Raw genomic sequence first — 13,916 nt, 5'->3', positions numbered from 1 at the left:
CCGAACGAGAACCGAAGGGAAACAGCAGTGGCAGTCGAGATGTTCTACGACGACGACGCCGATCTGTCGATCATCCAGGGCCGCAAGGTCGCTGTGATCGGATACGGCAGCCAGGGACACGCGCACTCGTTGAGCCTGCGCGACTCCGGCGTCGACGTCGCCGTGGGCCTGCGTGAGGGAAGCGCCTCGCGGGAGAAGGCGTCCGAGCAGGGCCTGAAGGTCATGTCCGCCGCCGAGGCCGCGAAGTGGGCCGACGTCGTCATGCTCCTGGCGCCCGACACCTCGCAGGCGCAGATCTTCACCGACGAGATCGCCCCCAACCTCGAGGACGGCAACGCGCTGTTCTTCGGCCACGGTCTGAACATCCACTTCGGTCTCATCAAGCCCGACGCGCAGATCACCGTCGGCATGGTGGCCCCGAAGGGCCCCGGCCACCTGGTTCGTCGGCAGTTCGTCGACGGCAAGGGCGTGCCCTGCCTCATCGCCGTCGAGCAGGACCCGAAGGGTGAGGGCGAGGCGCTGGCGCTCAGCTACGCCGCCGCCATCGGTGGCGCCCGGGCCGGCGTCATCAAGACCACCTTCAAGGAGGAGACCGAGACCGATCTCTTCGGTGAGCAGGCCGTGCTCTGCGGCGGCACCGAGGAGCTCGTCAAGACCGGTTTCGAGGTCATGGTCGAGGCCGGCTATGCGCCGGAGATGGCGTACTTCGAGGTGCTGCACGAGCTCAAGCTCATCGTCGACCTCATGTACGAGGGCGGCATCGCCCGGATGAACTACTCCGTGTCCGACACCGCCGAGTTCGGCGGCTACCTGTCGGGTCCGCGCGTCATCGACGACGGCACCAAGGACCGGATGCGCGGAATCCTCAAGGACATCCAGGACGGCACCTTCGTCAAGCGCCTCGTCGCGAACGTCGAGGGCGGCAACAAGGAGCTCGAGGGCCTGCGCGCCAAGAACGCCGAGCACCCCATCGAGGTCACGGGCAAGAAGCTCCGCGACCTGATGAGCTGGGTCGACCGTCCCATCACCGAGACCGCCTGAGTCCCAGGCACTCTGCTCGTCACGAGAGCCCCCGCCCTGCTGGGCGGGGGCTCTCGTCGCTCCCGGGTCCGACTCGCCGAGTGTGCCGAAACCACCCGCCGAGTGGGCTGAAACTCACCGCCGGGTGTGCCGAAACTGCACCAGGACAGTGGGTGAGTGGGCCGTCCGCCGCGAGTTCGCCTGCGGTGTCGTGGGTTCGCCACGCGCGGCTGGTCTCGCCCGCGAAGTCCGGCGGGCGAAGCCGCGGTGCGGTGGCGACGTGGCGACACTGCGGGCGAGACCCCGGCCCGAACGTGGGGTGGCACTGGTGACCGCGTTCGCATGCCGTTGTGTCGTTCGCACGCCGCTGAGTTTGTTCGCACGGTGCAGGGGGCGTGCGAACGGTGCAGGAGCGTGCGAACGACATCGTGGCGTGCGAATTCGCCTGCGGTGTAGTGGTCTCGCCACGCGGGCGGGGCTGGTGTCGCCCCTGAGTATTCGTGGGCGAGCCCAGGGTGCGGTGGCGACGTGGTGACACTGCGGGCGAGACGACGAGAGCCCCCACCGGTTTCCGGTGGGGGCTCTCGTCGAGAACGGTCAGGCGATCAGATCGGCCGGAAGTTGTTCACCCCGGCGCGGCTCATTGCGGCGAGGATCGGGCCGATGTTGGAGCCGGTCTCGGGACCGATGCACGCGGTGAAGTAGTAGGCGTTCACCATGCCGATGAGGCGGTCACCGATGACGACCGGGCTGCCGGAGTCGCCCTCGGCGACGCAGACCGCGCTGAAGTGGGAGACGTTGTCGGAGAAGAACGTCACACCGCAGGTCGACCCGGTGGTGCGGCCGGTCTTGCACAGCACCGACGGGAATTGCGGGGCCGCGGTCTGGATGGACCGGATGGTCACGTTGCCGACGGTGCGCAGCGGGATGACCTTGGCGCGGTCGAACTGGATGACGTCGAAGTCGAGGTCGTTGTTCGACACGATGATCCGGCCGGCGGGGCCGAGATTGCCGAAGCGCTCGGAGTAGACGGTCTGTCCGACGCCACCGCAGTGCCCGGCGGTCAGACCGACGAGACGACCGGCGGAATCGTTGCCGATCGTGGTCAGGGTGCAGGCGTCGCCGCTGTTGCCGCTCTTCAGGATGATGATCCCGGAACCGCCGCCGAGCGGGATGTTGGGTGCGGCGGATGCGGTACCGGCGCCCACCATGGACAGCAGCGCAGCCGCCACGACGGCAAGCAGTGCTGCCAACTTCTTCACCATGGGTGCTCCCACTCCTCGTCCCCGGCCCAGCATCGAACACCCGTCCTACACGGGGTCAGGGGCAATGTATCCGTAACCGCCGTCACACCGCCACTTCGTGACCGGTCCGGTACCTGGTCGCTGCAGCATGCTCGCGTGTCGGCGTCGACAACGTCACCTCTAAGCTGAGCGGGGCGTCCGCCCGGACCCCTGACAGCACCGACATCCACAGGAGAACCCCGCGTGAGCACTTCCGGTCGACCAGTCGTCCTGATCGCCGACAAACTCGCACCGTCGACGGTGGAGGCACTCGGCGACGACGTGGAGGTGCGGTGGGTCGACGGTCCCGACCGCCCAGCGCTGCTCGCCGCGGTCGCCGACGCCGACGCGATCCTCGTCCGCTCGGCCACGACGGTCGACGCCGAGGTGCTCGCCGCGGCCCCCACGTTGAAGATCGTCGCCCGCGCCGGCGTCGGCCTCGACAACGTCGACGTACCCGCGGCCACCGAGCGCGGCGTCATGGTCGTCAACGCGCCGACGTCGAACATCCACACCGCCGCCGAGCACGCGATCTCGCTCATGTTCGCCGCGGCCCGCCAGATCCCCGCCGCCGACGCGACCCTGCGCAACCACGAGTGGAAGCGCTCCAGCTTCAACGGCGTCGAGATCTTCGGCAAGACCATCGGTGTGGTCGGTCTGGGGCGCATCGGCCAGCTCGTCGCCGCGCGCCTCGCGGCGTTCGAGACGCAGATCATCGCCTACGACCCCTATGTGTCCCCGGCTCGCGCGGCGCAGCTGGGCATCGAGCTCGTCTCGCTCGACGAACTGCTCGAGCGCGCCGACCTGTTCACCGTGCACCTGCCGAAGACGCCCGAGACCCTCGGGATGATCGGGGCCGACCAGCTGGCGAGGACCAAGAAGGGCGTCATCGTCGTCAACGCCGCCCGCGGCGGTCTCATCGACGAGGCGGCATTGGCCGACGCGATCAAGTCCGGACAGGTCCGCGGTGCCGGCCTCGACGTGTTCGCCACCGAGCCGTGCACCGACAGCCCGCTGTTCGAGCTGCCCGAGGTCGTCGTGACCCCGCACCTCGGCGCGTCGACCTCCGAGGCGCAGGACCGTGCCGGCACCGACGTCGCCAAGAGCGTCCGTCTCGCGCTCGCCGGACATTTCGTCCCCGACGCCGTGAACATCACCGGCGGCCCGGTCGACGAGGAGGTCGGCGGCTGGCTCGAGCTCGTGCGCAAGCTGGGCGTCCTCGTCGGCGCCGTCTCCGGTCAGATCCCGACGTCGATCACCGTGGAGGCCCGCGGCGAGCTCGCCGTCCGCAACGTCGACGTCCTGGGCCTGTCCGCTCTGCGCGGTCTGTTCTCGGCGGTCCTGGAGGACCCGGTGACGTTCGTCAACGCACCGACCGTCGCCGAGGAGCGCGGCGTGACCAGCGAGGTGGTCACCGCCACCGAGAGCCCCAACCACCGCAGTCTGGTCGACGTGAAGGCCGTGTTCGGTGACGGGTCGACGGTCAACGTCGCGGGCACGCTGAGCGGTCCGGCCGAGGTCGAGAAGATCGTCAACATCAACGGACGCAACTTCGACCTCCGTGCCGAGGGGCGCAACCTGGTCGTCTCCTACGGCGACAAGCCGGGCACGCTGGGCAAGATCGGCACCCTGCTGGGCAACGCCGGCATCGACATCGCCGCCGCGGGTCTGTCGCAGGACGCCGAGGGTGGTGGCGCCACCGTGCTGCTGCGCGTCGACCGCGAGATCCCCGCGGCCGTCGTCGACGCGATCGCCGACGCCGTCTCGGCGACGCTGATCCGTCAGGTGGACCTGACGTGAGGCTCGCGGTCATCGCCGGCGACGGCATCGGTCCCGAGGTCATCGGGGAGGCCCTGCAGGTGCTCGACGTCGTCGTCGACGGTGTCGAGACGACCGAGTACGACCTCGGCGCACGCCGCTACCACGCCACCGGCGAGCTGCTGACCGACGCGGACCTCGCGTCGATCCGCGAGCACGACGCGATCCTGTTGGGCGCGATCGGCGACCCGTCGGTGCCGTCGGGTGTGTTGGAGCGGGGACTGCTGCTCACCATGCGCTTCGCGCTCGACCACCACGTCAACCTCCGGCCGAGCGTTCGTTACCCGAACGTCGCGGTCCCGCTCGCGGGCGACCCGTCGATCGACTTCGTCGTGGTGCGGGAGGGGACCGAGGGTCCCTACACCGGCAACGGTGGCGCCATCCGTACCGGGACCCCGCATGAGGTCGCGACCGAGGTGAGCCTGAACACCCGGTTCGGGGTGGAGCGCGTGGTGCGCTACGCCTTCGAGCGTGCGCAGGTGCGCCGGAAGAAGCTGACGCTGGTGCACAAGACCAACGTGCTGGCGTTCGCCGGGTCGCTGTGGCAGCGGACCGTCGACGAGGTCGGCCGCGGGTACCCGGACGTGGCGACGGACTACTGCCACGTCGACGCCGCGACGATCCACATGGTCACCGACCCCGGCCGGTTCGACGTCATCGTCACCGACAACCTGTTCGGCGACATCATCACCGACATCGCGGCCGCGGTGAGCGGTGGCATCGGACTGGCGGCCTCGGGCAACATCGACGCCACGGGCACGAACCCCTCGATGTTCGAGCCGGTGCACGGCTCGGCGCCCGACATCGCGGGCCAGGACAAGGCGGACCCGACGGCGGCGATCCTCTCCGGGGCACTGCTGCTCCGTCACCTCGGTGACACCGCGGCCGCCGAGCGCGTCGAGATGGCCGTCGCGGCCGATCTCGCCGAGCGCACCGGTCCGGTCAGCACCACCGAGACCGGGGCCCGTATCCGCGCTCGGCTCTAGTCCGCGAGCGCGGTCGGGGGCCTACCCTGACAGCCGTGCGAGATGGACAACCGAGCCGCACGGCGTTCGGGGCGGCGCGTCACCGCGCCCTGCACCAGGACCTCGACGGCGGGGTCGTGTTCCGTGATCCGCTCGCCTGGCCGATCCTCGGCGTCGACCGTGCGGCGGTCCTGGCGGGTGTCGGCGACGACCCGCATCGTGCGCTGCGGTTCTTCATCGCGGCGCGCCACCGTTGTGCGGAGGACCGCGTGCACGCGGCTGTCGCGGACGGCGTCGACCAGGTGGTGGTCTTCGGCGCGGGACTCGACACCTTTGCCTACCGGATGGACCACCCCGGCGTCGCGGTGGTGGAGGTCGATCATCCCGCGACCGGGGCGTGGAAGCGAGAACGGTTGCACGAGGCGGGGATCCACGTCCCGGAGCACGTGTGCCACATCGGGGTGGACTTCGAGCGCGACGACCTGGTGACCGCGCTGCGGGGCGGCGGTGTCGACACCGGTCGTCCCGTCGTCGTGATGTGGCTCGGCGTGGTGCCGTACCTGACACGGCGGTCGGTCACGACGACCCTGCGCGCGCTGGGGTCTCTGTCGTGTGTGGTGGTGGCCGACTACCGCGCGCCGCTCACCTCGGCCGATCCCCGGGCCCCGCGCGGGGCGTCGTCGTTGGAGCGCAGGGTTGCGGCGGTGGGTGAACCGTTGACCGACCCGCTGCCCCCGCACGAGATGCGCGCCATTCTCACCGAGGCCGGGTTCGCCGACGTCGACGACCTCGACCGGCCGGCCATCCGGTCACGGCTGCTGGGACTCCCTCCTGCCGGCGACTCCGGTGGCGGCCACATCGTCGTCGCGGCGACCACGGGCTGAGTCGAAGGCGCCCGGTGGGTCCGACGGGACCAGCGGGAGTGCGACGGCGGGTGCGATCGCCATGGCCAGGAACGCGGCGGGGAACCCGAACGCCCCGATGACCGCACCCAGGGCCGGTGTGGCCACGGCGGTGGCGAGGAACTGGCCCGTGTTCTGCACGGCCAGTGCCCGACCGCTCCACCGCGGGCCCGCGTACTCGGCGATGCCCGTGAACGCCAACCCGTTGTCGGCCACGGTGACGACGGTGGCCACCACCATGAGCACGACGGCGACGGGGCTCGACAGCCAGTCCGTGAGCGCGAGCAGCACGGACATGGCAGCGGCTGCGAGGGCGATGACCCGGATCGGTCGCATACGTGAGCCCCACACGTCGGACCACCGTCCCGCGGCGATCCGACCTGCCGCGCCGAGGAACTGGGCTGCCGTCACCACCACACCCGACGATGCGGGTGACCAGTGGTGCCCGACGATCAGCCACGCCGAGGAGAACGTCCACAGCGTCGACTGCGGGATGACCAGCAGGACACTGACGGCGTGCACGCGGGGGAGGAACGACGATGTGCGGTAGGGGTTCTCGCCCTCGGCGACCGACCCCGGCGTCGACGTCGCGCGAGGAGGGTCGACGACGCAGACGGCCACCGCGACCAGCGCGACGACCGCGGCGGCCAGGGGGACGATCAGACCCGCCGTGATCCCGTGGTCGGCACCGAGGACCGGGATCGTCAACGCGCACAGTCCGATTCCCAACGGCTGTGCGGTCTGTCGGACACCCATCGCGGTTCCCCGGGAGTGCGGGGGGAACCACCCGACGACGATGCGACCACTCGCCCCGTTGGTCGCCGCCGACACCACGCCACCGGCGACGAGGGTCGCGGCGAGGGCGACGTAGCCGAGTCCGACGGTCGCGACGGTGACCGATGCCGCCGTGGCGAGCACGGTGAGCACCAACGAGATCAGCAGGATGCGTCGCTCGCCGAAGCGGTCGAGGGCCGCGCCCCACGGGATGATCGAGACCATGAGCCCGACCGTGGGTGCGGTCGCGAGCGTCGACGCGGCGGCGATCGACAGGCCCTCGTCGGTGTGCAGAGCGGGGATGAGGAACCCGGCGCCGGACACCGCACAGGTCGTGGCCATGGCGCCGAGGACCGATGCGGCGAGCATGGCCCACCGCCGTACCGCGCCGACGGTCGTCGTCCCGCCCGACGGATCCATGCCGCTCCCTCCGGTCGTCTCACAAAGTGAGATCTGTGTTTCACATGGTAGTACCGACAGCGGCTCACCCGCGACCGTGCGTCCCGGCCGGTGGGATAGGGTCGGACCATGCGACTGGGACGAATCGCGAGTCCGGACGGTGTGGCCTTCGTGGCCATCGAGGGAGACGACGGGGACGCCCGGGCGAAGGAGATCGCCGAGCACCCCTTCGGCACGCCCACGTTCACCGGGCGGTCGTGGCCTCTCTCCGACGTGCGCCTGCTGGCGCCGATCCTGGCCAGCAAGGTGGTCTGCATCGGGAAGAACTACGCGGCCCACATCGCCGAGATGGGTGGCGAGGCCCCGGCCGACCCGGTGATCTTCATCAAGCCGAACACGTCGATCATCGGTCCGCGTGTCCCGATCGTCCGTCCGCCGAGTTCGTCCCGTGTCGACTACGAGGGCGAGTTGGCCGCGGTCATCGGCCGGCCGTGCAAGGACGTCCCCGCCGCCCAGGCCCGCAGCGCCATCCTCGGGTACACCGTCGCCAACGACGTCACGGCCCGCGACCTGCAGCAGGCCGACGGACAGTGGACCCGCGGCAAGGGGTTCGACTCGTTCTGCCCCCTGGGGCCGTGGATCGAGACCGAGATCGACCCCTCCGACCTCGAGATCCGCACCGAGCTCGACGGCGAGGTGGTGCAGCGCAGCCGTACCTCGCTGATGGTCCACGACATCGGGGCCATCGTGGAGTGGATCTCGTCGATCATGACGCTGCTGCCCGGTGACGTGCTGCTCACCGGCACGCCCGAGGGCGTCGGGCCGATGACGGCGGGTCAGGAGGTGTCGGTCGTCGTCGAGGGCGTCGGGACGCTGACCAATCCCGTCGTCGACCGGAGCTGAGATGCCGCCCACACCACCGCGAACCGCCTCGGTGAACGGCATCTCGATCTCCTACGAGGACGCCGGCCGGGGCCCGCTCGTCGTCATGGTGATGGGCACGGGCAGTCCCGGGCGGGTGTGGAAGGCCCACCAGCAGCCCGCCCTCGTCCGCGCCGGTTACCGCGTCGTCACGTTCGACAACCGCGGCATCGCGCCCTCGAGCGAGTGCGCGGAGGGCTTCACGCTCGACGACATGGTCGCCGACACGGCGGCGCTCATCGAGCATCTCGGCGCCGGACCGGCCGCGGTGGTCGGCACATCGCTGGGTGCGCGGATCACGCAGGAACTCGCGCTCGCCCGACCCGACGTCGTCCGATGCGCGGCGATGATCGCGACCTACGGGCGCAACACCCCGCTGCAGCAGGCGATCTCGGCGGGAGAGCGGGAGATGGTCGACAAGGGGATCGTCCTGCCCGACGCGTACCACGCCGCGATCACCGCGCATCTCAACCTGTCCCCGCACACCCTGCTCGACGACGCGGCGGCCCGCGACTGGCTCGACATCATCGAGTTCTCCGGCCAGCAGCGGACCCCGGGGGTCCGGGCGCAGCTGCAGTTGCACCACGACGAGGCCGACCGCCTGCAGGCGTACCGCGGGATCACGCGGCCGTCGATGGTGATCGGGTTCGCCGACGACCGCACGCTGCCGCCGCACCTCGCGCGTGAGGTGGCGCAGGCCATCCCGACCGCGGAGTACCACGAGGTGGCCGAGGCCGGGCACTACGGCTACCTCGAACAGCCCGACGAGGTGAACCGGCTCCTCATCGACTTCCTGGGCCGGGCGATAGCCTGACGGGCATGTCCGCACCGTCCCACGTCCGCGTCCGTTTCTGTCCGTCCCCGACCGGCACCCCGCACGTCGGACTGGTGCGCACGGCGTTGTTCAACTTCGCCCACGCGCGACACACGGGTGGGGACTTCGTCTTCCGCATCGAGGACACCGACGCCGCGCGGGACTCCCAGGAGTCCTACGAGGCGATCCTCGACGCGCTGCGGTGGCTCGGGCTGGACTGGGACGAGGGCCCCGAGGTCGGCGGGCCGTACGCGCCCTACCGGCAGTCCGAGCGGGCGGATCTGCACCGGGAGGTCGTCGCCGAACTGCTCGCCGCCGGCGAGGCGTACGAGGCGTTCTCGACCGCCGAGGAGGTCGAGGCCCGCCACCGCGCCGCCGGGCGGGATCCGAAGCTGGGGTACGACAACTTCGACCGCGACCTCACCGACGCCGACCGTGAGCGGTACCGCGCGGAAGGACGGACGTCGGTGGTGCGAGTCCGCATGCCCGACCGCGACATCACCTTCGACGACCTGGTCCGCGGACCGCAGACGGTCCGTGCGGGGACCGTCCCCGACTTCGCGGTGACCCGCGGCGACGGCCGTCCGCTGTACACGCTCGTGAACCCCGTCGACGACGCGGCGATGAAGATCACGCACGTGCTGCGCGGCGAGGACCTCCTGTCGTCCACCCCGCGTCAGATCGCGCTCTACGAGGCGTTGATCCGCATCGGTCGCGCCGACGCCGTGCCACAGTTCGGTCATCTGCCGTTCGTGATGGGGGAGGGGAACAAGAAGCTCTCCAAGCGTGACCCGCAGTCGAGCCTGTTCCACCACCGCGACCGCGGGTTCATCCCCGAGGGCCTGCTCAACTACCTCGCCCTGCTCGGATGGGGCATCGCCGACGACCACGACGTGTTCTCGCTCGACGAGATGATCGCCGCGTTCGACGTCCGCACCGTCAACGCCAACCCGGCCCGCTTCGACGAGAAGAAGGCCGAGGCGATCAACGCCGAGCACATCCGTCGCCTCGACCCCGCCGAGTTCGCCCGTCGGCTGCGAGCGTTCCTCGACGGCGCCGGCCTCCTGCCGGCCACGGTCGACGACACCGCGTTCGCGACGGTCGCCGAGCTGGTGCAGACGCGCATCCAGGTCCTCGGTGACGCCTGGGGTCTCATCGCGTTCCTCTACACCGACGACGCCGACCTGCGGATCGACGAGACCGCCGCACGCAAGAACCTGGGCCCCGACGCGGCCCCTGTCCTGGACGCCGCGTCCCGGGCCCTGGAGGACGTGGGGGACTGGTCGACGCACGCCATCGAGGCGGCACTCAAGGAGGCCGTCGTCGACGGTCTCGAGCTCAAGCCGCGCAAGGCGTTCGGACCGATCCGTGTCGCGGTCACCGGGTCGCACATCAGCCCGCCGCTGTTCGAGTCGCTGGAGCTGCTCGGCCGTGACAGCGCGCTGGCGCGTCTGGCCGCCGCCCGCCGTGATCACTGCGAGAACACGGCCTGATCAGCAGATTCGTGTGTCGGGTGAGGCCCTTGCTATCCTGCTTCTCGGCGCTTTTCGCGGTCGCTCTGCGGCAGCGATGAGCACGCCGTGGGGTATGGTGTAATTGGCAACACAGCTGATTCTGGTTCAGCCATTCTAGGTTCGAGTCCTGGTACCCCAGCGTCGCGCGACCCCCGGTCGGACGGATTTGGTCCGGTCGGGTCGCGCCGATAAGCTTCTCGGAGCCCGACGGGGGTCACCCCCGGTCGAGCCGAGCAGCACAGAACGAAAGTTCCTGGCCCCGTCGTCTAGCGGCCTAGGACGCCGCCCTCTCAAGGCGGTAGCGCGGGTTCGAATCCCGTCGGGGCTACAACGCACGAGCCCCCCGACAGTGTCGGGGGGCTCGAGTCGTCTGGAGGGGCGTTCAGCCGGCGCGGCGGGCGCGGACCGGGCGCGAGGCGCGCAGGTAGGGCTCGATCTCGGCGCGGAACCGGGCGGCCTCCTCGGCGCTCACGGTCAGCGCGTACTCCACGCCGTCGAACCCGTAGCGGATGGTCTCGTCGTGTGCGCGCGCCTCACGCGCCTCCCCGACCTCGTCGATGTGTCCCACGGCGCCGTGCCCCCTTGCGAAGAATCGTTGATCGTCGGGGACGTTACCGAGGGATGCGCGGGCGTGCAGTACGACGTTCGCACCACATGCACGCGTTGTCGGTCGTTCAGAGGAACGCGGCGGTGCTCCCGGCGACGGGCATCTCGGGCAGACCGAGTTTCGCGTGATCCCAGCTGCGCACCCGCGTCGGCACGACCCGGACGGCGACGCGCTTGTTCATCATCTGGTCGACGAAGGGCCGCATCTCGTCGGTGTACTCGCCGTTGTAGCGCTCCCAGACGCTGATCCCCACACGGAGCAGCGCGTCGGGGTCGTCGACGATCTCCGCGGTCCCCTCGATGGCGACGCCCCGCAGGCGGTCGTAGGTGACGCCGTCCTCGACCATCACCGACACCGCGGGATCGCGCCGGATGTTGACCGCCTTCTGTGACTTCGCCTTGGTCTCGAACCAGATCTCGCCGTCGACCAGGGCGTACCACATGGCGACGAGGTGGACCGCTCCGTCGCGACCGCGGGTGGCCAGGGTCGCGGTCCGGCTGCGGCGCAGGAACTCCTCGATCTCGGTGTCGTCCATGACGATCTGTGCACGCTGGTTCGTTCCCACGCGGGGCCTCCTCGGGTCGACTCGTCGCCGAACTTACGCCCCGGTCATCCGTGGAGGAGACGCGCGTGGATCGCGTCGGCCGCGGCGAGCAGGTCGGCCGCCCACCGTGCGCCGGGCCGCCGCCCCATCCGGTCGATGGGACCCGACACCGAGATCGCGGCGACGACCTCGCCGGCGGCGTCCCGGACGGGCGCGGAGACGCTCGCCACCCCCGGTTCGCGTTCCCCGGCGCTCTGCGCCCACCCGCGTCGACGGATGTCGACGAGAGACCGGTCGGTGAAGGAACTCTCGGGCAGCAGCGTCCGCTGCGTCGCCGGATCCGCCCACGCCAGCAGGACCTTCGCGCCGGAGCCCGCGGTCATCGGCAGACGCGACCCCACGGGAACGGTGTCCCGGAGTCCGGTCGGCGGCTCCATCGCCGCGATGCAGACCCGTTGCGCACCCTCGCGCCGGTAGAGCTGGACCGACTCCCCGGTGATCTCCCGCAGTCGCGGCAACACCATCAGGGCCGCGTCGCGGACGGCGTCACCCGCCCCGGCCGCGAGCTCGGCGAGTGCGGGACCGGGGCACCACCGGCCCGCGCCGTCGCGGGTGAGCAATCGGTGCGTCTCCAGGCCCATCGCCAGGCGGTGCGCCGTCGCGCGGGGGAGTCCGGTGTGCGCGCACAGTTCCCCGAGGTTCCGCGGTCTCTCGGCGATCGCCCGCAGCACGGCGACCGACTTGTCGAGGACGCCGACGCCGCTGACCGTCATCTCCGCGGTGGGCGCGGACCGAGCCGGCGATGCGCTAGGATGTCCCATAGACCGATACTAACGTCCCGAATGCTGAAACGCCCGATTCCGGGTGTGTCGACGGCACGGGACTGACGTCGAGATGTGGGGTACGGAGATGACTGCAGCCGAGACGACCGCTCCGCGGACGCTGGCCGAGAAGGTCTGGGACGAGCACGTGGTGCGTGCCGGCGAGGCGGACGCCAGCGGGCAGCGCGACCCCGACCTCATCTACATCGATCTCCACCTCGTGCACGAGGTCACGAGTCCCCAGGCGTTCGAGGGTCTCCGGCTCGCCGGACGGTCCGTGCGTCGCCCGGATCTGACGATCGCGACGGAGGACCACAACGTCCCCACGGTCGACATCGACAAGCCCATCGCCGATCCCGTGTCGCGGACCCAGGTCGAGACCCTGCGTCGCAACTGCGAGGAGTTCGGGATCCGGTTGCACCCCATGGGTGATGCCGAGCAGGGGATCGTCCACATCATCGGCCCGCAGCTCGGCCTGACGCAGCCCGGCATGACGATCGTGTGCGGCGACAGCCACACCTCCACCCACGGCGCGTTCGGCGCGATCGCGATGGGCATCGGCACGTCGGAGGTCGAGCACGTCCTGGCGACGCAGACGTTGTCGCTGCGGCCGTTCAAGACCATGGCCATCACCGTCGACGGCGAACTGCCCGTCGGCGTGACGAGCAAGGACCTGATCCTCGCGATCATCGCGAAGATCGGGACCGGTGGCGGGCAGGGCCACGTCCTGGAGTACCGGGGCAGCGCCATCGAGAAGCTGTCGATGGAGGCGCGGATGACCATCTGCAACATGTCCATCGAGGCCGGTGCGCGTGCAGGGATGATCGCACCCGATCAGACCACGTACGACTACCTGCGCGGCCGTCCACACGCCCCGTCCGGGGACGACTGGGACGCCGCGGTGGCGCACTGGGATTCGCTCCGCTCCGACCCGGGTGCCCGGTACGACACCGAGGTGCACATCGATGCGAGCACGCTGACCCCGTTCGTCACGTGGGGCACCAACCCGGGGCAGGGTGCCCCGCTGGGTGACACCGTCCCCGATCCCGCCAAGATCTCCGACGAGACCCGGGCACAGGCGGCCGAGAAGGCGCTGGCCTACATGGATCTCACGCCCGGTACACCGTTGCGGGACGTGAGCGTCGACGCGGTGTTCCTGGGCTCGTGCACCAACGGACGCATCGAGGACCTGCGGGCCGCCGCGAGCGTGCTCGAGGGTCGACGCGTCGCCGACGGTGTGCGGATGCTGGTGGTGCCCGGGTCGATGCGCGTCAAGAAGCAGGCCGAGGACGAGGGTCTGGACGCCGTGTTCCGCGCCGCCGGGGCGGAGTGGCGGCAGGCCGGGTGCTCGATGTGCCTGGGCATGAACCCCGACCAGCTCGCGCCCGGTGAGCGATGCGCCTCCACGTCGAACCGGAACTTCGAGGGACGGCAGGGCAAGGGCGGTCGTACGCACCTGGTCTCGCCGGCCGTGGCCGCGGCGACCGCGGTCCGGGGACGGCTCGCCGCGCCCGCGGATCTCGCGCACTGACAC

At 70.4% G+C, this 13,916-nt stretch carries 13 protein-coding genes, 2 tRNA genes and 1 pseudogene; 10 read left to right on the top strand and 6 right to left on the bottom strand.

The features are described from left to right. The first annotated feature begins 39 nt into the window (after positions 1-39). On the top strand, positions 40-1,041 hold the full coding sequence (gene ilvC, locus LX12_RS11195; protein WP_253655083.1) for a ketol-acid reductoisomerase: 1,002 nt from the start codon (positions 40-42) through the stop codon (positions 1,039-1,041). A 335-nt stretch (positions 1,042-1,376) separates the two neighbouring features. Here ilvC and LX12_RS22345 read toward each other — a convergent pair. Both LX12_RS22345 and LX12_RS11190 read right to left on the bottom strand, forming a co-directional pair. Continuing rightward, positions 1,377-1,538, bottom strand: a pseudogene (locus tag LX12_RS22345) (autoinducer binding domain-containing protein); the annotation flags it as partial. A gap of 87 nt (positions 1,539-1,625) precedes the next feature. After that, a complete protein-coding gene (locus LX12_RS11190; protein WP_253654644.1) occupies positions 1,626-2,285 on the bottom strand; it encodes a chymotrypsin family serine protease in 660 nt (219 codons plus the stop codon). A 222-nt stretch (positions 2,286-2,507) separates the two neighbouring features. On the opposite strand from LX12_RS11190, the gene serA reads away from it, so the two are divergent. From serA to LX12_RS11175, 3 genes are read left to right on the top strand one after another with little or no spacing between them, the layout of a single operon-like run. Then, complete coding sequence (serA, locus tag LX12_RS11185; RefSeq protein WP_253654643.1) at positions 2,508-4,103, top strand: phosphoglycerate dehydrogenase; 1,596 nt, start codon at positions 2,508-2,510, stop codon at positions 4,101-4,103. Next, on the top strand, positions 4,100-5,107 hold the full coding sequence (locus LX12_RS11180) for a 3-isopropylmalate dehydrogenase (RefSeq protein ID WP_253654642.1): 1,008 nt from the start codon (positions 4,100-4,102) through the stop codon (positions 5,105-5,107). The genes serA and LX12_RS11180 overlap by 4 nt, the downstream gene beginning before the upstream one ends. Positions 5,108-5,142: 35 nt before the next feature. Continuing rightward, positions 5,143-5,970, top strand: coding sequence for a class I SAM-dependent methyltransferase (locus LX12_RS11175; protein ID WP_253654641.1), 828 nt, complete (start codon positions 5,143-5,145; stop codon positions 5,968-5,970). Here the strand turns inward: LX12_RS11175 and LX12_RS11170 are convergent. Next, positions 5,896-7,182 (bottom strand): MFS transporter, encoded by a 1,287-nt coding sequence (locus tag LX12_RS11170; protein ID WP_253654640.1) that lies wholly within the window; start codon positions 7,180-7,182, stop codon positions 5,896-5,898. The genes LX12_RS11175 and LX12_RS11170 overlap by 75 nt on opposite strands. Positions 7,183-7,290: 108 nt before the next feature. Between LX12_RS11170 and LX12_RS11165 the strand changes: the two genes are divergently transcribed. The 5 genes from LX12_RS11165 (at position 7,291) to LX12_RS11145 (ending at position 10,738) form a co-directional block, all read left to right on the top strand. Continuing rightward, the gene (locus LX12_RS11165) at positions 7,291-8,064 is read left to right on the top strand and encodes a fumarylacetoacetate hydrolase family protein (RefSeq protein WP_253654639.1); all 774 of its coding nucleotides are present in this window, start codon (positions 7,291-7,293) and stop codon (positions 8,062-8,064) included. A 1-nt stretch (position 8,065) separates the two neighbouring features. Beyond that, entirely contained in the window at positions 8,066-8,896 is an 831-nt protein-coding gene (locus LX12_RS11160; RefSeq protein WP_253654638.1) for an alpha/beta fold hydrolase, read from the top strand. A gap of 5 nt (positions 8,897-8,901) precedes the next feature. After that, complete coding sequence (gene gltX / locus LX12_RS11155; protein WP_253654637.1) at positions 8,902-10,389, top strand: glutamate--tRNA ligase; 1,488 nt, start codon at positions 8,902-8,904, stop codon at positions 10,387-10,389. Positions 10,390-10,477: 88 nt separating this feature from the next. Beyond that, positions 10,478-10,549: transfer RNA gene (locus tag LX12_RS11150), tRNA-Gln, on the top strand. Positions 10,550-10,665: 116 nt separating this feature from the next. Continuing rightward, positions 10,666-10,738: transfer RNA gene (locus tag LX12_RS11145), tRNA-Glu, on the top strand. A 54-nt stretch (positions 10,739-10,792) separates the two neighbouring features. On the opposite strand, the gene LX12_RS11140 is transcribed toward LX12_RS11145, so the two are convergent. The 3 genes from LX12_RS11140 to LX12_RS11130 all read right to left on the bottom strand — a co-directional run bounded on the left by LX12_RS11140 (position 10,793) and on the right by LX12_RS11130 (position 12,334). Continuing rightward, positions 10,793-10,978, bottom strand: coding sequence for an Lsr2 dimerization domain-containing protein (locus LX12_RS11140; protein ID WP_253654636.1), 186 nt, complete (start codon positions 10,976-10,978; stop codon positions 10,793-10,795). Between the two features lie 106 nt (positions 10,979-11,084). Continuing rightward, positions 11,085-11,582: a pyridoxamine 5'-phosphate oxidase family protein gene (locus tag LX12_RS11135; RefSeq protein WP_253654635.1), complete on the bottom strand. Its 498-nt coding sequence runs from the start codon at positions 11,580-11,582 to the stop codon at positions 11,085-11,087. A 44-nt stretch (positions 11,583-11,626) separates the two neighbouring features. Then, complete coding sequence (locus tag LX12_RS11130; RefSeq protein ID WP_253655082.1) at positions 11,627-12,334, bottom strand: IclR family transcriptional regulator; 708 nt, start codon at positions 12,332-12,334, stop codon at positions 11,627-11,629. A gap of 136 nt (positions 12,335-12,470) precedes the next feature. Between LX12_RS11130 and leuC the strand changes: the two genes are divergently transcribed. Then, positions 12,471-13,913, top strand: a complete 1,443-nt coding sequence (gene leuC, locus LX12_RS11125; protein WP_253654634.1) for a 3-isopropylmalate dehydratase large subunit — start codon at positions 12,471-12,473, stop codon at positions 13,911-13,913. The last annotated feature ends 3 nt before the right edge of the window (positions 13,914-13,916 follow it).

The sequence above is a fragment of the Williamsia serinedens genome, from assembly GCF_024171725.1.
Classification (GTDB): Bacteria; Actinomycetota; Actinomycetes; order Mycobacteriales; family Mycobacteriaceae; genus Williamsia_A; species Williamsia_A serinedens.
The sequence above is the reverse complement of the archived record's forward strand: the minus strand, read 5'-3'. Positions and strand labels throughout refer to the sequence as shown.